18 protein-coding genes are annotated in these 17,486 nt (G+C 43.1%); 7 read left to right on the forward strand and 11 right to left on the reverse strand.

The features are described from left to right. Nucleotides 1-86: 86 nt before the first annotated feature. On the reverse strand, nucleotides 87-1,067 hold the full coding sequence (locus CW735_RS04030; protein ID WP_100971011.1) for a universal stress protein: 981 nt from the start codon (nucleotides 1,065-1,067) through the stop codon (nucleotides 87-89). A 202-nt stretch (nucleotides 1,068-1,269) separates the two neighbouring features. On the opposite strand from CW735_RS04030, the gene CW735_RS04035 reads away from it, so the two are divergent. Beyond that, nucleotides 1,270-2,178, forward strand: a complete 909-nt coding sequence (locus CW735_RS04035) for a hydrogen peroxide-inducible genes activator (RefSeq protein ID WP_100971013.1) — start codon at nucleotides 1,270-1,272, stop codon at nucleotides 2,176-2,178. Between the two features lie 154 nt (nucleotides 2,179-2,332). Here CW735_RS04035 and CW735_RS04040 read toward each other — a convergent pair whose 3' ends face one another. Together CW735_RS04040 and trhA are read right to left on the reverse strand one after the other, a co-directional pair. Beyond that, a complete protein-coding gene (locus tag CW735_RS04040; protein WP_100973167.1) occupies nucleotides 2,333-2,851 on the reverse strand; it encodes a hypothetical protein in 519 nt (172 codons plus the stop codon). Nucleotides 2,852-2,859: 8 nt separating this feature from the next. Beyond that, complete coding sequence (trhA, locus tag CW735_RS04045) at nucleotides 2,860-3,516, reverse strand: PAQR family membrane homeostasis protein TrhA (RefSeq protein WP_071978773.1); 657 nt, start codon at nucleotides 3,514-3,516, stop codon at nucleotides 2,860-2,862. Between the two features lie 448 nt (nucleotides 3,517-3,964). On the opposite strand from trhA, the gene CW735_RS04050 reads away from it, so the two are divergent. Next, the gene (locus tag CW735_RS04050; protein WP_100971015.1) at nucleotides 3,965-4,276 is read left to right on the forward strand and encodes a hypothetical protein; all 312 of its coding nucleotides are present in this window, start codon (nucleotides 3,965-3,967) and stop codon (nucleotides 4,274-4,276) included. 28 nt (nucleotides 4,277-4,304) lie between these two features. Here CW735_RS04050 and CW735_RS04055 read toward each other — a convergent pair. Both CW735_RS04055 and CW735_RS04060 read right to left on the reverse strand, forming a co-directional pair. Then, a protein-coding gene (locus CW735_RS04055) for an IS3 family transposase (protein ID WP_100970886.1) occupies nucleotides 4,305-5,473 on the reverse strand; the annotation gives its coding sequence in 2 pieces (ribosomal slippage) (nucleotides 4,305-5,224 and nucleotides 5,224-5,473; 1,170 coding nt in all). Nucleotides 5,474-5,673: 200 nt separating this feature from the next. After that, entirely contained in the window at nucleotides 5,674-6,114 is a 441-nt protein-coding gene (locus CW735_RS04060; protein WP_071978775.1) for a MarR family winged helix-turn-helix transcriptional regulator, read from the reverse strand. A 158-nt stretch (nucleotides 6,115-6,272) separates the two neighbouring features. On the opposite strand from CW735_RS04060, the gene CW735_RS04065 reads away from it, so the two are divergent. Then, nucleotides 6,273-6,701 carry an organic hydroperoxide resistance protein gene (locus tag CW735_RS04065; RefSeq protein WP_071978776.1) on the forward strand — a complete coding sequence of 143 codons (429 nt, stop codon included), beginning with the start codon at nucleotides 6,273-6,275 and terminating at the stop codon, nucleotides 6,699-6,701. A gap of 189 nt (nucleotides 6,702-6,890) precedes the next feature. Beyond that, complete coding sequence (locus CW735_RS04070) at nucleotides 6,891-8,867, forward strand: M1 family metallopeptidase (protein WP_071978777.1); 1,977 nt, start codon at nucleotides 6,891-6,893, stop codon at nucleotides 8,865-8,867. Between the two features lie 161 nt (nucleotides 8,868-9,028). Here the strand turns inward: CW735_RS04070 and CW735_RS04075 are convergent, their stop codons facing one another. Beyond that, on the reverse strand, nucleotides 9,029-9,388 hold the full coding sequence (locus CW735_RS04075) for a hypothetical protein (protein ID WP_071978778.1): 360 nt from the start codon (nucleotides 9,386-9,388) through the stop codon (nucleotides 9,029-9,031). Between the two features lie 480 nt (nucleotides 9,389-9,868). Then, on the reverse strand, nucleotides 9,869-10,789 hold the full coding sequence (locus CW735_RS04080) for a cation diffusion facilitator family transporter (protein WP_071978410.1): 921 nt from the start codon (nucleotides 10,787-10,789) through the stop codon (nucleotides 9,869-9,871). A 208-nt stretch (nucleotides 10,790-10,997) separates the two neighbouring features. Here CW735_RS04080 and CW735_RS04085 point away from each other — a divergent pair, with 208 nt between their 5' ends. Next, entirely contained in the window at nucleotides 10,998-12,473 is a 1,476-nt protein-coding gene (locus tag CW735_RS04085) for an esterase/lipase family protein (protein ID WP_100971017.1), read from the forward strand. 8 nt (nucleotides 12,474-12,481) lie between these two features. Here CW735_RS04085 and CW735_RS04090 read toward each other — a convergent pair whose 3' ends face one another. The 3 genes from CW735_RS04090 to CW735_RS04100 are packed head-to-tail and all read right to left on the reverse strand — an operon-like array spanning nucleotide 12,482 to nucleotide 14,021. Then, nucleotides 12,482-12,832 carry a YacL family protein gene (locus CW735_RS04090; RefSeq protein WP_071978408.1) on the reverse strand — a complete coding sequence of 117 codons (351 nt, stop codon included), beginning with the start codon at nucleotides 12,830-12,832 and terminating at the stop codon, nucleotides 12,482-12,484. Beyond that, nucleotides 12,832-13,356, reverse strand: coding sequence for a YgjP-like metallopeptidase domain-containing protein (locus tag CW735_RS04095; protein WP_071981102.1), 525 nt, complete (start codon nucleotides 13,354-13,356; stop codon nucleotides 12,832-12,834). The genes CW735_RS04090 and CW735_RS04095 overlap by 1 nt, the downstream gene beginning before the upstream one ends. An 8-nt stretch (nucleotides 13,357-13,364) precedes the next feature. Further along, complete coding sequence (locus CW735_RS04100; protein WP_100973168.1) at nucleotides 13,365-14,021, reverse strand: YigZ family protein; 657 nt, start codon at nucleotides 14,019-14,021, stop codon at nucleotides 13,365-13,367. Between the two features lie 206 nt (nucleotides 14,022-14,227). On the opposite strand from CW735_RS04100, the gene CW735_RS04105 reads away from it, so the two are divergent. Both CW735_RS04105 and CW735_RS04110 read left to right on the forward strand, forming a co-directional pair. Beyond that, nucleotides 14,228-15,553, forward strand: a complete 1,326-nt coding sequence (locus tag CW735_RS04105; RefSeq protein WP_100971019.1) for a TMEM143 family protein — start codon at nucleotides 14,228-14,230, stop codon at nucleotides 15,551-15,553. Nucleotides 15,554-15,718: 165 nt separating this feature from the next. Further along, on the forward strand, nucleotides 15,719-16,156 hold the full coding sequence (locus CW735_RS04110; protein WP_100971021.1) for an SRPBCC family protein: 438 nt from the start codon (nucleotides 15,719-15,721) through the stop codon (nucleotides 16,154-16,156). A gap of 61 nt (nucleotides 16,157-16,217) precedes the next feature. Here CW735_RS04110 and CW735_RS04115 read toward each other — a convergent pair whose 3' ends face one another. Then, the gene (locus CW735_RS04115) at nucleotides 16,218-17,228 is read right to left on the reverse strand and encodes a carbohydrate porin (protein ID WP_157812641.1); all 1,011 of its coding nucleotides are present in this window, start codon (nucleotides 17,226-17,228) and stop codon (nucleotides 16,218-16,220) included. Nucleotides 17,229-17,486: the final 258 nt, after the last annotated feature.

Here is a 17,486-nt window from a genome sequence, read left to right on the forward strand (position 1 = left end):
AATGAGACCAAGAGCCGCGTTGATGTTGGTTGCTTTAGTAATCTACAACAACGTGGCTTTTCTGTTTTTGGTCATAGAAAAACCTTTTACTCTTCTACTGACACGGGCGTTTTAAATCCCGCCGGTTTTATGCCTACCACAGCACACTGAAGCTGATGCATAGTTTCTTCGGCTGTATTACCGATTATAAAGCCCGGAATGCCCACGCGCGCCACCGTACCCATAACGACCACGTCGGCGTTAACAGATGTTGAAGTGGCAGCGATATCACGTCTAGGGTGGCCGTGGACAATATGTTTTTGCGGTTTTAAATATTCAAGAACATGGTCATCAAGGTCACTCTCTAGTTCGTCAAGCAGTCGAGTTAGCTCTGCATCACGCTCGGCAAAAAAAGAGGCGACATTGTCTTCCATATTTTCGTTATCTACAGTAACAAAACCATCTCTCGTCATATTCTCTGGAATAGCGTCGAATACATGAAGTACGTGTAGCTGAGCGAATTCTAGGAGAGCAATTTGACTTGCATGGCGCAATACATCGCGGTTGAGTTCTCGCCTTACCTCGGCTTCATGTTCAGGGTAGTGGTAATTCAAGTCTAGGGCGGCCACCACGTTTTTGTATTGGCTTTTTGGTTTGCGGTCCACTATCCAAACAGGACATGGGCATTTGCGCAGCAAGCGCATATCTAGGCTGCCAAAAAGTCTGTCTAAAAAGCTTTCTTCAGCGCGTTTTATAACAAGATCGACATCATGGTTCACCACACGACTAACAACATTGATCAATGGGTCGCCTATAGCTACTGCAGTATTCACTGGGTACTGCTGACTCCAGCTTTTCGACTGCTCGCTTAACCATTGCTGTGCTTGAGTTTCCATATTCTGTTGCGATTCTATATACGAAAAAGATTCCATTACCATGTTGGCGTTAGGGGGAAGGGCTTCTAGCGCAAGCATGATAGTAATTTCAGCCTGATGGGTTTTCGCAATATGAATTGCTTGCGCCACAGTCTCATTCTGGCGATGAGAGTCACTGAGTACGCAAAGAATATTCTTATAATGTCCTTTCATGGTAGCCTCGTTAGCACTGTTGCCGCCGTGCTAATTCCAATGTTTTAAAAAGTGGCAACACACCATAATCCTAGTCTCAGAATGCCTGCTGTGCCACAAAAGGTTTAAGAACTTTTTGTTGCAGTTGAAAGGTTTGGGCGTGTGATAAGTTAATCTTTATGCTAGATTAGAAAGTATATTATCAATCTATTATGAGATGATCATGAAGTGGCCAAATCTTAAACATTTACACTACCTTGTCACACTGCATCAGGAACAACATTTTCACCGAGCAGCTCAGCGTTGCAACGTTAGCCAATCAACTCTAAGTACGGCGATTCAAAATCTCGAAGAGCACTTCGGTAGCCAGTTACTAGAAAGAGAGCACAAAACCTTTGTGTTTACATCACTAGGTATAGATATTGTAGAGCGCAGCAAAGTGCTGCTACAGGAAGCGGGAGAACTAGTAGAGTACGCGCAAAATGCAGGTAACTGGCAGCGCGGTACGCTTAAGTTAGGTGTTATTCCTACCATTGCACCGTTTTTGTTTGAAGGCATGATGGGAGCGTTTAAGGCGTTTCTTCCCGACATTAATTTAGAAATGCAGGAAGACACCACGGAAAAACTTTTACAGCAGCTTACCGATGGAAGGTTAGATTTACTTATTCTTGCACTTCCAATGAATACACCCGGATGTAAGCAAATGGTGCTTGGTCACGATCCTTTCCACCTTATAGCGCACGAAGATATGATGCCTGCTTTACCAAATCCGGTGGACATTTCGTCGCTTCCTAAGAAGAGTATTTTTCTTCTTCAGCAAGAGCATTGTATGACCGACCATGCGGTTAGTGCATGTAATCTTCAGCATCGCGACCAAATTAGCAGTGTTGCAGCAAGCAGTCTTTATACATTGGTTCAGCTGGCTAACAGTAAAATGGGCTATACCTTTTTACCAGAGTTAGCTATCAACCAATCAATTTTGGAACACACTGGACTTAAAAGTTTTCCTGCGGAAGAAAAAGGCTTCAGAGAAATTGGGTTAGTATGGCGATCAGGCACTACGCGTATGCAGCTATTTCGTCGTATTGGCGAGATTGTTTCTCCATTACTGCCTGTTCCAACGCTTAAATAGCATTCGCGTAAAGCTATAAGCCTTGCGCTTATACTTGTAAGAAAGCTATTTAAAACTCCGTATTTGCATCAGGGCGTGTTGCTTTTTTGATTAAACAGCAAGCAGCACGCCCTTGTGAGTAGCAATATTGCAGTGCGCTTTATCAGTGTGAAAGTTATAGCTTAGGGGCAGCATGGCCAAGCTCTGCTGCCCATGTAAGTTCAGCTCGAGACAGCCCATTTGCGGCATTTCTCCCAAAGCTATGTAATGCGTTATAAGCGCTGTTTGAGGGAATTCCTAAGTAGTGGCACAAGGCGTAAAACAAAAGGCTGCAGCGATGTTGAGAGCCGTCGCAATGCAGATATATGTTCGCACATTCAGAGAGCATTTTTGACAGCTCGTTGAGATACTGGTGAAGGTAAACATCATCGGTAAGCGACGGTGAAGACGGGTGAGAATACGGCACCCAAAGCCACTCTAGCCCGCTATTTAACGCAGCGTCGCGCACTTCCGGGGCATTTTCCTCGCCGGTTTGAACGGTAGCAATGTGGGTTACACCTAGCATTTTCAGTTTGTCGTATGCATTCGCTATAGGTTTTTTACCTAAGCATATTTTTCCTGCTTTTAGCGAAAACCAAGCTATTGCCTGAGGGACGTTGTCCTCAATGCCGTTTGCAAATTCATTTTTAGTCACAGCGCGTGTTACACCACAAAGTAATAAATTGAAAAGTAATGGCAACCGCACCCGCCAATTACGAATACATGCCATATTGCATGTGTGTATTTTACCTTTTTCGCCACATAAAAACAGACACCCACGCTGAAACAAAGCCCTCCTGCTACGAGTAGCCAAAGCCCTGCACCCGGTAAAGCTACGTAAAGCGGATAAATAAGGCCAATTGCTATCCAGCCCATAAGCAAGTATGTCATTACCGAAACCTTAGGAAAACGATGTTGCGCAACCAGCTTAAACGCAACACCAGCAAACGCTAGTGCCCATATTAGGGTAGTCATGACAATGCCCAGTACGCCGCCAATAGAGACCAATAAGAGCGGTGTGTAAGTACCTGCTATCAATAAGTATATTGCACTGTGGTCGAACAGCTTTAGCCACTCTTTGGCCTTGTGATGAGATATTGCGTGATAAAGCGTAGAGCTTAAGAACATAAGTATTAATGTGCTGCCGTAAATAGAAACCGTGACGAGAGATAAGGTGTCGTCTGCTCGATTGAGGAGAAATATGAGGCCAACAATAGCGGCCACTAAACCCACACCATGACTTACACTATTAAGCCACTCTTCTATTATTGAATATGCTCTAGCAGGTATGCGTTCTATTTGATGTTTTACTGCTGACATTAATCCTCCTATCGAACCCTTTGTTCCTCTCTGGTGATTAAAGAAACCGTTTAATCTTTTTGAACACTGCAAAGAATGGTTGAAAAAGACTTCAGAGAACACTTGTTCGCTGAAATAGAATGATAGCAGAAAAGGAGCCTAACAAAATGATATTTACGTTACCGCTTTTTATTATTAAGTGTGGTTGATTTGTTGTTGGTGAAAGCTGCCACTTTAATGCGCTAATGCATTTAAGCGGGTATTTACCGCGTATTTACCGAGTAGAGTGTAGAAAATTCCAATAAATGAATTCGTAATACTGTGTTTTTATTTATGTTGCTGATTTTATGAAGGTTTATTTTTGGTGCGAAAGCTGCAACGGAAAACGTTGATTTGATTGTTTTGACCATCATTACTGACGAGGGGTTTGTCGGGACGGTAATGATAAAGTGCACCCAAGGAGTAATATATGTCTTTTTTACGTTGGTTTTTTTCTGGAATTGTAGTGTCGTTACTAATTGTATTGGTGGGAGTTTTAGGTAACGGAGACACATTTGTTAGTCGCGCTACCGCCGAAGATACGGCAAAGCCCTATCATGGAAACATAACGAAAATTGAGAAGACATACACAAGAGTCGAGTTTGATCTAAGTAAAAAAACGCACCTTTTACGCAAAAGCCGTATGGATTACTACATTGCGCAAGCAAAACAAGCCGATAAGCGTGGTTGGGATTATAAGCGCGATCAGATGATAGAGCGTGTAGAAAATATGTTAGCTTGACGTGGTCAAGCAAATTCACACAACCCAGTTAAGCAGCTTTTCCTAAGTTAGCCATATCAGCCTCATATTGATTTGGACTTTTGTAATCCAGGTATGAGTGCATTCTTTGGCTGTTATAAAACATAGTGATGTATTGCAGGATATCCTGCTGAGCAGCGCGGCGACTCTGGTAGTAACGCCATTGCACTCGCTCTTGTTTTAATGTGCCGAAGAAGCTCTCTACAACGGCATTGTCCCAGCAATCACCTTTTCTACTCATGCTGCCTGTTACCTTGTACCGCGTCAGTAGCTGTCTAAATTGTCGGCTTGCGTATTGTGAACCACGATCCGAATGATGTATCAGGCCCGCCTTGGGCTTGCGTTGCCATAAAGCCATTGTTAAAGCATCACACACCAGTTGGGCATTCATCCGTGAAGCCATACTCCAGCCCACGACCTTGCGCGAGAACAGATCAATGACAACGGCTAGATACAGCCAGCCTTCTTGCGTCCAGATATAGGTAATATCCGAGACATACGCTTGGTCGGTTTTTTCTGTAGCAAAGTCGCGTGACAGCACGTTATCGAATACAGGTTTCTGATGGTCGCTGTCAGTCGTTACTTTGTATTTTTTACGCCTTCTGACGCTCACGTTGGCTTCGTTCATCAAGCTACGCGTCCGTTGTGTTCCAACCGGATAACCCAGCGAATTCAGTGCGCGTTTCATGCGCCTTACGCCATAAGTAAAATCACTGGCATCAGCTATTTTCTGTACCCAATCAATTAGCTCATCATGTTGTGGGTCTGGTTCAAGTTTCTCGTTTCGCCGCACGGCGCTGTAGTAATTACGGCGGCTGACTCCCAGAACCCTGCACATCAGGCTAATCGGCCAGGTCTTCTTATATTGGGTAATGAAACCGTATTTTACATGGTTTCTTTGGCAAAGAAGACCGTTGCCTTTTTTAAGATCTCTTTCTCCATTTTCAGGCGCTTATTTTCTTCTCGCAGCTGACGAATTTCTTCCTGTTCCGGCGTCAACTTGCCATTACCTCGAAATGCGTGGGTACCTTCAGATTCTTGCTCTTTAAGCCAGCGGCCTAACATGTTGGCACTAATACCAAGACTACGAGCTGCCTCAGCAACTTTGTAATTCTGCTCTGTAACCAGACTCACAGCATCTAGTTTGAATTCTTTTGAGTAGCTTTTTCGCGTTTTCATATACACTCCAGTTGAGATAATTATCTCTTAACTGGGTGTGTGAATCTATTGGAACACGTCAGCTCATCACCTAACGCAATATGCACAAGAATCTGATGCGACTGCCGTTAATTATGCATCTGCACGCTAAGCTTTTATTTTCCATTGAATTCTAGTTATTGAATAACAGCGAGCGGCGAGGACAGGAGTTTTGCTTCTCTCTAGTCGCTGCTGTTATCGAAACACCCACTCAGTTTATCTAATAAATGACGTAGCTGAATACTCTCCTCTTGACTCATACCTTGTAACTTGCAAAGCATTTGCTTGGGTACGTTTTCAGCAACTTGTTTTTGCTCTATTCCTTTAGAGGTGAGCACCACACGTTTAACCCGTTTGTCGCTTTCATCTTTTTTAATACTAAGAAACTGCTTATCCTCAAGCTTCTTCAGAATAAGCGTCATAGCACCGCCGTCGATAGCCGTGCGCTCTAGTAACTCGGCAATTGTGATGTTATTGGTTTCCCATAGCGCCATTAGTGTTACATATTGCGGGTAGGTAATATCGAGTTCTCGCAGCAGTGGTCGATAAGCACGCGTAAACGCATTAGACAGCGTGTAAAAGCGATGACAAAGTTGATTTTCTAGCTTCAATAATTCAGACACGACCAAAACTCCTCATTTAATTTATATATTTTGTATGCAAAGTACTTGATTATCAAGTCGTCGTAATGCTATTTTATTTTGCATGCAAAGTAATCGCGTGTGTTTGCTTGAGCAATAAATTTTACTTTGCACCTTTATCTTTGAATTAGGAGAAAATTATGCATACATTACAACAGGTTGTTTATACAGGTACGGCTACAGCAACAGGCGGCAGAGAAGGTACTGCGAAATCAGACGATGGCAAACTAGAGCTTGCACTTTCGACTCCGAAAGAGCTAGGTGGTGCAGGTGGTGAGGGCACAAACCCAGAGCAAATGTTTGCAGCAGGGTACTCTGCCTGTTTTATCGGAGCGTTAAAACACGTTGCGGCTTCGCAAAAAATTAAACTAGCTGACGATATAAACGTAACGGGCGATGTGTCTATTGGCCCAATCGAACAAGGCTTTGCTATTGCCGTCAAACTAACTGTAGATCTTGGCGAGCTGGAGCGTGAAAAAGCCCAAGCCTTAGTTGACGCTGCACATCAAGTTTGCCCTTATTCAAATGCAACCCGAGGAAACATTGCAGTAGATATTGCATTGGCGTAAAGCGTAGCAATACCATTTAATTCATAAGTTAGCGCCTGAAAACCTAATACTTTAAAGCAAGGTATTCAGGTGCTGCTTGTTTCGTTTTCACCAAGCCGGTTTATTCCCTTTGTTTATCCTTCGCTCCTTTCGCGCCAAATTGTTACTATAACGATGTTGAACGAATTATTATAAAAGACAGGAAGCAACATGAAACCAAATGGGAACCAATTTGTGAAGAAAAGTGGATTACTTGCCACTTTGATCTGTGTCCCCGCGCTTTTTGCGTGTACCGACAACAGCAATAGTAATAGTAATAGTAATAAAAGCAGCGTAGATTCAAAGGCGGCTGTAACAAACGAAAGCCTAGATAAGTCTGAAATGTCTAATAAAGTAGACGTGAATGACGCTGCTATGACCTCGGGTGTAGATTACCACTCGTTTTCTAATCCCGATGAAGTACGCGTTACGCATTTGTCGTTAGACCTCACTGCGAATTTCAACACAAAGCAATTAATAGGTACTGCAACCTTAAGCGTGGAGCGCAGTGCTCCGGGCAACAATCAACTTGTTCTTGATACCAGAGCTCTTGAAATCTCAGGTGTTAGTGTTGATGGAGAGCCGGTGCCTTTTGATTTAGGCGAAACCGATGCTGACCTAGGAACGCCTCTTTCCATCTCGTTACCCGAGAACGCCAATCAGGTTACGGTGAACTATGCCACATCGCCGAATGCATCAGGCGTTCAGTGGCTCACACCAGCACAAACTGCAGGTAAAAAGCATCCGTTCTTATTTACTCAAGCTCAGGCCGTTCACGCTCGAAGCTTTATACCATTGCAAGATTCTCCACAAGTGCGTGTGACTTACGAGGCCACCATTAAAACACCGCCAAGCCTATTGGCAGTAATGAGCGCAGCAAACGATCCGCAAACGCAGCGCGATGGAGAATACACATTTACCATGCCGCAACCCATTCCTTCTTACCTAATTGCTCTAGCCATTGGCGATTTGCAGTTTAAGGCTATGGGAGAAAGAACAGGGGTGTATGCCGAACCTGCGCTTCTTGAAAGTGCCGCAAAAGAGTTTGAAGACACCGAGGCGATGCTTGAAGTGACTGAAGAGACCTACGGGCCTTATCAGTGGGATAGATACGACCTATTAATTTTACCCCCATCATTTCCCTTTGGTGGCATGGAAAACCCTCGTCTGTCGTTTATCACGCCAACCGTAATTGCGGGTGACAAGAGCCTAGTATCTCTTATTGCCCATGAGTTAGCTCATAGCTGGTCTGGGAATACCGTCACTAACGCTACGTGGCGTGATTTGTGGTTAAACGAAGGCTTTACCACCTATTTAACTTATCGCATCATGGAAATGATTTATGGTCATGAGCGGTTTAAAAAAGAGGCCATGCTAGGCTATCAAGACTTGCGAAACGATATCGCTTCACTAGAACAAAACGATGAAATTCTTGCTATCGATTTACGTGGTCGTAACCCTGACGATGTATTTTCAAATATCCCTTACGAAAAAGGCGCGCTTTTCCTTCGAGAGTTAGAGCAAAAAGTTGGGCGTGAGAATTTTGATGCATTTTTAATGCAGTACTTCGAAGACTTTGCATTCAAAAGCATCACTACAGATACCTTTATCGACTATTTGGATGAGACACTACTTAAGCAATATCCAGAAAAGCTAGATGCTGAGCGTATTCAGCAGTGGATTTTTGAGCCTGGTATTCCAGAAGATGCACCAAAGCCTGAGTCTGATGCTTTTACCAAAATCGATGATACACGAAGCGCTTGGCTTTCTGGTGACGTAAAAGCAGCGGATATTGAAACCGCGCAATGGACTGTGCACGAGTGGTTGTATTTCCTTAATAACATGCCTGAGTCGTTGACCGACACGCAGCTTGTCGAATTAGACAGTGCGTTCTCGCTAACAGAAACACAAAACAACGAAATTGCCCACAGCTGGCTGATGATTGCGGTAGCCAATGAGTACAAGCCAGCATACGAGCGTTTATACACCTACCTTGTAAGCATTGGTCGCAACAAACTGGTTAAGCCGCTTTATCGCACGCTTTCGCAAACACCCGAAGGTAAAGCATTGGCGAAAAAAGCATTTGAAGAGGCAAAGCCTGGCTACCATCCATTGACGATAAGAGCCAACGAAGGTTTTGTTAACTAAGCGCTGTATGAGTAGTCTCTTAAAGAGTGAGTAGGTAAAGCCTGCTCTCTCAGAGTGTACGTTATATAAAGGCCCTATCAACTTTGGTAGGTAGGGCTTTTTTATGCAGTTTAAACGCGGCATTGACCAGCATGATTGCTTTTGTCGCTACATCAGCCAAACTATTCTGTAGATGCTTGTTTTTTTAGCTCTACTCCCGATGCCCCAGTAATTATTAAAAATAGAAAATACCCTAAAATCAGGGCTAGAATATCGTATACGTCAAAAACTCTGTTGCTCCAAATTTGCTCGATCTCGTAAAGTAGTGTTCCAAGCAGAATAAAAGCAGGATATTTATAACTATATTTTTCTTTGGCAACCATTACCTTCGAGAAAAATAGCACGCCCAAAATAGAGAAAAATGAAGGGGCGCTGCCTAAAAGAACATTGACAGGAGTGCTATCAACACTCATATCTCTTGCTACTTTTGAAACTATCCCTGCAATCGTGCTTATCAAGGCGAGGTAGAAGTATTTATTCATGTGCATCGCCTCAGAAGTTAATCACAAACGTCAGTGTTAACTTGTTTGCCCACTCCCCCAAGAAATACCCATAGCTGAATCTAGAGTTTTTCTTCCTACATATCCAAGTGCCATCCATACCTATGGGTTACCTTCATTTACTGCGTTGGTTTCGTCAATCGAAAGCTCTCTAATCTGATTCTCTTTTACCATTTCCATAATACTTTCCAATTTCAAGCATTGTTTTCCTTAGCACCATAGCCAAAGAAAAGTAATTTTTGCATGCCGAAATTGATGTGTAATCTGTGCAAAGGGACGGTTTGTAAAAATATTTGGTGATAACTACGAAATGGACAACAGCACTTTTTACTTGCTGTTTCACTCACCCTTACTTTAATCATGATGATCAATATCTTGTGTGCGAAGCACTTTTTTTCGAGACCCATTTCAAGACTGTTGTAAGTACGATTTAGCGCATAGTACCCAAACAGTACCCAAACGCTAATCAGCCAGCGCTGGGTTAGCGATAAACAATATATCCATAATAATGGCTGGATCCCACTGTCGCATTGCGGTCTCACTGGCTATGCGGATATCGTCTAATTCACTAATGGTTGCCACGGAAAACGATTTATCAACAATAATATGCACGAGTAAATAAATGTCTCTTCCGCTTTTACTTATCCGTACTTCAACATGTTGATAGGGCACTGCAATCAAGGTTTGCTTTAAACGTTTTTCTATCACGGCTGTCACCGACTCTGGTGGCGCTTTATTGATAACTTCTTTAAGGCTGTCAAGCATGATTTTAAAAGGCACTGGCAATATCGCGAGCCCTAATATTATTAGCAAAACGGGGTCGATAAAGGAGGCATACTCAGCAAAACGGGTTTGCTCAATTCCGTATGCAATAGCAAAGCCCAGTAAGATTGACGCACTCAATACGCCATCTACAAACCAAGTGTGAGCTTCTACTGCCACTAGGTCTGAACGCAATGGCTTACTTTGATACTTCATGTAGCCAGACACAGCAAAGCACGCAGTAGTAGCAATAACACCGTAAATTATTGCATAGCCATATTCAGCCTTTATGCCACCGTCTGCAAGGCTACCAATAGCTCCCACCACGGCATATAAGCATGTGGCAATGATAATAATGGATTTGAATAAGTTTAACGTAGGCTCTATGGCCGTGTAGCCAAAATGAAAACGGTCGTCATCGGGCAACTGCACTAAATTTGCTACTTTTAGCGTGAGCAACGACATGAAAAAGGCAATGAGTGAGTAGGCGCCGTCAAACAGGATGGCGGCTGAATGGGTAATAAAAGCAAAGCCAAGTGCGATAAATACAAACAAACCCGCTACGTAAAACGATACCCGCAGTAAGGTTTTTTCTTTAGTGTGGTGAAAACCTATGGCCATTTTTGGCTCAAAGACTCAGGTGTTAATATTCGGCGAATAATACGCTTGTTTTAAAAATAAGATAGCGAATTTATGCAGGGTGACAAATAATTTTTTTGTCCTTATTTAGTACACTTTTTTATCAAAAAACAGCGCAGTTTAATAAATAGGTTCTCCTTGCGCTGATACTGCTATGCTTAGATCAACTTGATAATAGAAAGGGCATGCTTTGCCTAACTCAAAAACAGATGTCCAAGCTACTGATGCCAAGGCTACTGATACCAAGGGCACTTATACCAAAAGTACTGGTGTCTCAAATACTGACAAACAAACTCAAACAAAAAAGCTCTCTCAGGCGCAAGAAGCTAATCGGCTAATTGCCGATGCGGTTATTCAACTTACCTTGGTAATTGAAACAATGCACAACCGTATTAATCCGCTGAATTGGCTGGCGCCATCAACACAATCATCAACACAAAAATCAAAGCAGCAGCTTAGCAGTGGTATTACAGGCATGGTTTACGAAAGTATTCGTGGCATTACTAGCGAGGTAAGCAAGCGCATTAATACGCCGCTTTCTGTATTAAACGACAGTTTGAATGACTGTTTGAATGACAGAGGTAGCGACAGCCTTAAAGGCAATGTTGGTGACAGTGATAATAGTGTAAATGGCAATGTAAGCGAAGCTGCAACGCCATCATCAACGCATTCACCATCACCTTCATCAATAAAGCCTACATTACTCTCAGCCATAAATGGCGTTATCGGCGATTACCTTCATACACAACAAAATCCGCTGTCCATCGCCATGACATTTCGTCAACACGGCAACGATATAGAGTTAGATGCATTGGCCCAGCAAATCGTAGATTCCGAAGGTAAGGTTCTTATTATGGTGCATGGCTTGTGCATGAATGATGTGCAGTGGCGGCAAGGTGAGCACGATCATGGTGAGCACCTTGCTAATGCTCTCTCATGCACCACGGTTTATTTGCACTACAATACGGGGCGGCACATTTACCAAAATGGGATGGAGTTAAACGCGCTATTAGGTGAGTTGGCGAGCCAGTTTCACTCTCTACAAAGCCAGCATTCATTAGATATTTCAGTTGTTGCCCATAGCATGGGCGGGTTGGTCACAAGAAGCGCGCTTTATTATGCTAAAGCTGCAATATCAGAAGAGGCGGCAATTACAGAGGCAGCCGAAGAAAAGGCACAGTGGGCCGAGTATTTACAAAAAATAGTGTTTCTTGGCACCCCACATCACGGTGCGCCTCTTGAAAAAGCAGGCAACTGGGTAGACCTATTTTTAGGTATGCATCACTTCACGGCTCCGCTAACCCGCATTACTCAAATTCGCAGTGCAGGTATTGCCGACCTTCGGCACGGATATATTGTTGAAAGCGACACACACTCTGAACGGCTTTTTGATTTTGTTAACGATCAACGCGAACCCATTCCACTGCCTGATGGGGTAGCGTGTTTTGCCATTGCAACAACGTCCTCGGCATCGCCAAATGCTATTAATAAGCATCTCGTTGGTGATGGTTTAGTGCCCCTTAATAGCGCACTAGGTATTCATGAAAATGAAGCGTTTAATCTAGATTTTAAACCGGAGAATCAGTGGGTGGGGAATAACATCAGCCACCTTGGTTTACTGGGAAATAAAACAATTTACCACGTTATTCACCGGTGGCTTTCGTAAATCGTTTTTTAACGAATGAATGCCTTCCATTCTTGCAGTAAATGTTTGAAATCTGCCAAGCCGCAACCTGCTTGCATCTCTTCGTCGTAATCTTCGGCAAATTCTTTGTGACTGGTTTCGTTGTGATTGAGGGTGAGTATTACTTCGTCGTCTTCAATGGTTAACGTATATTCCTTGCCAATAAATTGGTACTCAGGAATGTTGCGACACAGCAGGTTTTCAATGGCATCTAGCACCGTATTAATGCTTTCGCGATCGGTGCCTAAATCGTTACTTAACCAATCACCAAAAGCTTCGCATTCAATATCACATTTGGCGGAAGGCTCTCCTAACATGTCAGTGCGAAATTGAAAATCCATCAGGCCTCCTTGGGAACATCATAAACATACCCTGTTAATTCTAGTTCAGTTAAATAGACTCGCACGTCAAATTCAATTTGATGGTAATCGGGTAGCATGTGTTGGCAGAGCTTGTAAAAGGCTTTGTTATGTTCTTTTTCTTTAAGGTGGGCTAATTCATGCACTACTATCATGTTCAAAAATGGCTCGGGCGTGTTTTTAAACAGGCTGCTTACTCGCAGTTCATTTTTACTCTTTAATTTACCGCCTTGTACCCGCGATACATAGGAATGCAATCCAAGGGCGTGGTTCACTATATGAATTTTTTGATCGTATATGACCTTACTCAACGGTTGAGTTTTTTTCATATACTGGTTTTTAAGTCCCATCACATATTCGCGCAAGTCGTTGTCGTTTGCCACTGAGTGAGTGGCAGGGTAACGAGTGCGCAGCCAATCTCCCAACGCGTTGTCGTCAATCATCTGTTGAATTTGTTGTTGCAGTCTCTTAGGGTAGTGTGAGAGATATTGAAGCCTGCTACTCATATCGGCACTCATATTGACGAATCATTCAATTTGCCTTGCTTGCTTTCAACGTCCGGGCTGCCACCTTGCTGGTCCTTAATGTCTTGATTAACAATTGGCGCCAGTTGCTGCTTTATTTCTTCTACGTGGGAAATGGGTATTTGAATATCAATACTTACCTGCTGTGCATAGCGACAGTCGGCAATATTCCCCGACGCTTGCTGAACCAAATGTCTAACAAATTGTTCGTGTTTAAAGTCTACATCAACGGTAAGCGTATGAAGAGTAACTTCTTCTCGTACTGTAAGTTGTTCAATGGCTTGCTGCGCCGACGCAGAATAAGCGCGCACGAGTCCACCAGCGCCTAGTTTTACACCGCCAAAGTAACGAGTCACTACAATCATTACATCGCCAATATCTTTATGCTGAAGCACGTTCAAAATAGGTTTGCCGGCAGTGCCACTTGGCTCTCCATCATCGGCCATAGCAGCGCTTACGGGAGAGCTTGGAGGACCAAAAATATAGGCCCAGCAGTGATGTCGTGCATCGGGGTAGCGCTGCTTTACTTCATCAAGCACAGCCATTGCGCTCTCGCGAGAGTTGGCAAATGATGCCATCGCAATAAACTTGCTTTTTTTTACTTCAAACAGGACTTCAACCTGATTGGCGGGAACGGGATAATTCATTTGGTAAGTATACCCCATTGCCTTCATTCAAATAAGAGCCTTAAGTCGTACCTGTACAGAGCATGTAGCCTTTAGATGCATTGTGTTATCGCTTATTTATGGTTTACTGAGCACATGAATTTGTTTCGTTAGCCACTTGTATAACGCTACTGACTAGATAAAAACGGTGCGCCAAGTGTTAGTGAATTACCTACGTTAGAACGGTTATGTCCTCAGAACGATTTATTCCTTTTCGCAAGGCCGATGTTGTTTCCATGTGTAACGATGTCCTCATTAACAAAGAAACCGCTGACGCTGATAGCACTGCTAACTCCTTTGAGGTGTTTTGCAATTTGTTGGTGAACCGCATTCACTTTCAGTATCACGAGCAGCTAGAGCGCTTGAAAAACAGCTACGCGCTTTTCGACCCTAACAAAGATACCCGCACGCTGAAAGACATTACAGATAGCGAACGCAAGGCCGTTCAAAAAGAATTCGCCAGTGAGTTTTCCACATTATTAGATTCTGCAAACTTTGAAAAAGTCACCGATACTGATTTAGAAGATGCGCTGCATGAAGAGTCGCTGTTTAAAGTTCGTTTGGCGGTAAGTTTTGACGATTTTCAAGAAGTCGTGTTTTATCGTCGAGGTGAATCGGTTAAAACAGAAACGCTACGTACGTTCTTTGGGTTACGTAAAAAATCGATATCGTTTACCAACTACGAGCGAGTGGCGGTTTATATTACCTTTAAAGATAAAGACTACTTCGAGCGACGCAAAGGTACTAAAAAACAGCTCCCTGTCACTTTCACCCCTGGAGCCACCATTATTAAGCTGTTTCAAAACGTACCCAAAGCAGATTTGGAAATGCTATTTCCAAACAGTGAAGTGAAAATGCGTCCGCTCGATAAACTTATCATTGGGGCGTCGGCAACGGTAGGTGGCATTGTTGTGCTGGTGACGAAATTAGGGGCGTCTATATTACTGCTGTCGTCATTTTTAGCGTTTTGGTTAGGGCTTAAAGATGAGTCGGTAGAGCTTACAAAGCAAAGCCTGATTACCTTTGGTATTGGTATGGGAGTGTTCGGTAGCTTTGTCTTTAAAGAATGGACGAAGTTTAAAAATCGAAAAATACGGTTTATGAAAGCCCTTTCGGACAACCTTTATTTTAAGAATTTAGATAACAACGCTGGCGTGTTTCACACTCTGGTAGATGCCGCAGAAGAGGAAGACTGTAAAGAAGCTTTATTGGCTTATACCTTCTTATTAAAACATGAAGGAGCAGGGATGAGCGCAGATGAACTCGATAAAGAGATTGAAGCTTGGTTTGAGCACACTCACAATTGCACCTTAGACTTTGATGTGTCTGATGCTATCGATAAATTGGTTAAAATGAAGTTGGTAGATACAAAGCCAGTAGAAACAGGACTCGTAGCAACAAAGTTCGTAGAAACCAAGCTCGCAGATAAAAATTACGTGCTTTTCACGGCAAAGCCGTTAAAAAATGCTATTAATGAATTAGACGAGTATTGGGACAACATTTACCAAGGCTAGCTTTGTAGGTTTAGTTGAAAAGGCACAGCTTCCCTATAAACAGTTCTATTCTAGTGATGGCCGAATTGCCTATAGTTGCAGATAAAAAGTGGTTATTTGAGCTATTCACACATTGCTCTATATTCAAGCAACCAATAGGCTCACGTTTTTTCTAATAGGTATCTAATGTTTTCAATTCATGTAGAAAGAGTAATCGATAAACCTATCCACGATGTGTTTGCGATGCTGAGCGATCACGAAAACTATGCGCAGTTTAAAGGTGTGGATGAAGCGAACTTATTAGTTCATGGTAAAGACGACAAAAACGGGTTAGGCGCTGTGCGTGAAATTATCGCAGGTGGCGCTAATTTGCATGAGGAAATAGTGGCTTTTGAGCCGCCCTACAAATTAGGCTACAAAGTTATAAAGTCTAAACCTCTTCCTTACGATCATCAGTTAGGCGAGATTACGCTTAAAGAACAAGACGGCAAAACCCATGTCACTTGGCGTTCGAAGGGGCACATTACTATTTTCTTACTGGGCAGTTTGTATTTCGATAAGCAAATTCAAAAAAACGGTGGAAGAGCGTTTGGTAGTATTTTAAAGCAGATTGGCAACTCATAACTATGGCTAAAATGCTCCGTTGAGAGGATGCATGTTTAGATAGAAAACTCCACTCTCATTGTTAAAACAATGGCGTCTTTTGCTTCCTTATCGGCGGCTGGATTTCAATAAACTGTATGTCTGGTTTAAGCGCAAGGGTATCTGTTAACTGAAAACGATAAAACAGCTCTATCGCTGTTTCGTCTCGCTTGTATTGAGATGCTACAAGGGGGCTGGTGGTAATATGAGATATGCCAAGTCCTAACACGTCGTCTTTTCGATTATTTATGCCGTACCACGTTAGTCCAGCTCCAATATGGGTGTCTATCTCACTGGTTGTATCGCTACTTCGCCCATACTGCAAAAACCAACCACCATTTTGTGCTGCAAACAGTTCAGAGCTAAACTCACCAGACAGGGTGGAGAAAAGCCCACTTGCATCCTGAGGAGGCGTTGATTCGTCACCTTCATTATCTACTAATGGCGCAATGTCGCCCGTTTGAATCCAGCCGCCAATGGCAGCGGTCACAGAGCCCATGTGTTGGGTCCATTGCCCCACAGTAAAACCGTTACTAAAGCTGCGATTTTGATTGGCGTAATGTCCAATGGATAGCTGTGTATTTTGCGTGGCGCTATAAAACGCATTCACCGATAGCCGGGGGCTTGGATAAGTGGGGAAATAGGAAACTGTCGGGCTAAAACCCATGGACGACTGAATAAACTCTCCAGCATGTTCAGCATAGGCGAATTCATTATTTGCATCGACTTGACCTATTTTGAAGCGCAGGCTTTCTTCATAAAATGACTTCTCTACCCAAACTTCATATATTTTTGTGAGCTCAGCTTCATCAATATTCGAAAATACCTGAAGATCGCCAACAGAGTCACTGGCATTGCTCCCCCGTAATACTTGAGCATCTGCAAAAAATAACGTGCTGTCGTTAATACGATATTCATAGGCAACAATACCGAGTGTTCTATTTATCGTAGTGCGCTCCTCTAGTCCACCCGATGCCACATAGCTTGTGTCGTTAACGAGAGTAAGTGAGAGGGGGTTGGCCAAGGAGTTGGCAGCACAAAAGTGTGATGCCAAAATCACACTGAGCTTGAGCGTGTTAGGCCGTGCAGCTCTTTTTTTAATTGTGAAATACCGAATAGAATGGGAAAAACCTATCTTCCAATTTACTGATTGAGTACCACTACCAACCAGCTTTTATATCACCTTCTACGTAGGTCAGATATGAATTAGCTCAACTGAACTTTCAAAAGAAACGACTATTGAAAAATAAGCTCCGTAAAAACAGCTTTAAAACAAGCGGCTCGAATTAACTGCCCAGGTGAAAAATGCGCA

Origin of the sequence: Alteromonas sp. MB-3u-76 (genome assembly GCF_002831605.1) — a bacterium.
Taxonomy (GTDB): domain Bacteria; phylum Pseudomonadota; class Gammaproteobacteria; order Enterobacterales; family Alteromonadaceae; genus Alteromonas; species Alteromonas hispanica.

Bases quoted from the DNA above. Each gene is read 5' to 3' on its own strand.
- CW735_RS04050 (WP_100971015.1), top strand. From the start codon at position 3,965: ATGTCTTTTTTACGTTGGTTTTTTTCTGGAATTGTAGTGTCGTTACTA.
- CW735_RS04110 (WP_100971021.1), top strand. From the start codon at position 15,719: ATGTTTTCAATTCATGTAGAAAGAGTAATCGATAAACCTATCCACGAT.
- CW735_RS04105 (WP_100971019.1), top strand. From the start codon at position 14,228: ATGTCCTCAGAACGATTTATTCCTTTTCGCAAGGCCGATGTTGTTTCC.
- CW735_RS04070 (WP_071978777.1), top strand. From the start codon at position 6,891: ATGAAACCAAATGGGAACCAATTTGTGAAGAAAAGTGGATTACTTGCC.
- CW735_RS04095 (WP_071981102.1), bottom strand. From the start codon at position 13,356: ATGAGTAGCAGGCTTCAATATCTCTCACACTACCCTAAGAGACTGCAA.
- CW735_RS04080 (WP_071978410.1), bottom strand. From the start codon at position 10,789: ATGGCCATAGGTTTTCACCACACTAAAGAAAAAACCTTACTGCGGGTA.
- CW735_RS04075 (WP_071978778.1), bottom strand. From the start codon at position 9,388: ATGAATAAATACTTCTACCTCGCCTTGATAAGCACGATTGCAGGGATA.
- CW735_RS04065 (WP_071978776.1), top strand. From the start codon at position 6,273: ATGCATACATTACAACAGGTTGTTTATACAGGTACGGCTACAGCAACA.
- CW735_RS04100 (WP_100973168.1), bottom strand. From the start codon at position 14,021: ATGAATTATCCCGTTCCCGCCAATCAGGTTGAAGTCCTGTTTGAAGTA.
- CW735_RS04090 (WP_071978408.1), bottom strand. From the start codon at position 12,832: ATGGATTTTCAATTTCGCACTGACATGTTAGGAGAGCCTTCCGCCAAA.
- trhA (WP_071978773.1), bottom strand. From the start codon at position 3,516: ATGTCAGCAGTAAAACATCAAATAGAACGCATACCTGCTAGAGCATAT.
- CW735_RS04035 (WP_100971013.1), top strand. From the start codon at position 1,270: ATGAAGTGGCCAAATCTTAAACATTTACACTACCTTGTCACACTGCAT.
- CW735_RS04030 (WP_100971011.1), bottom strand. From the start codon at position 1,067: ATGAAAGGACATTATAAGAATATTCTTTGCGTACTCAGTGACTCTCAT.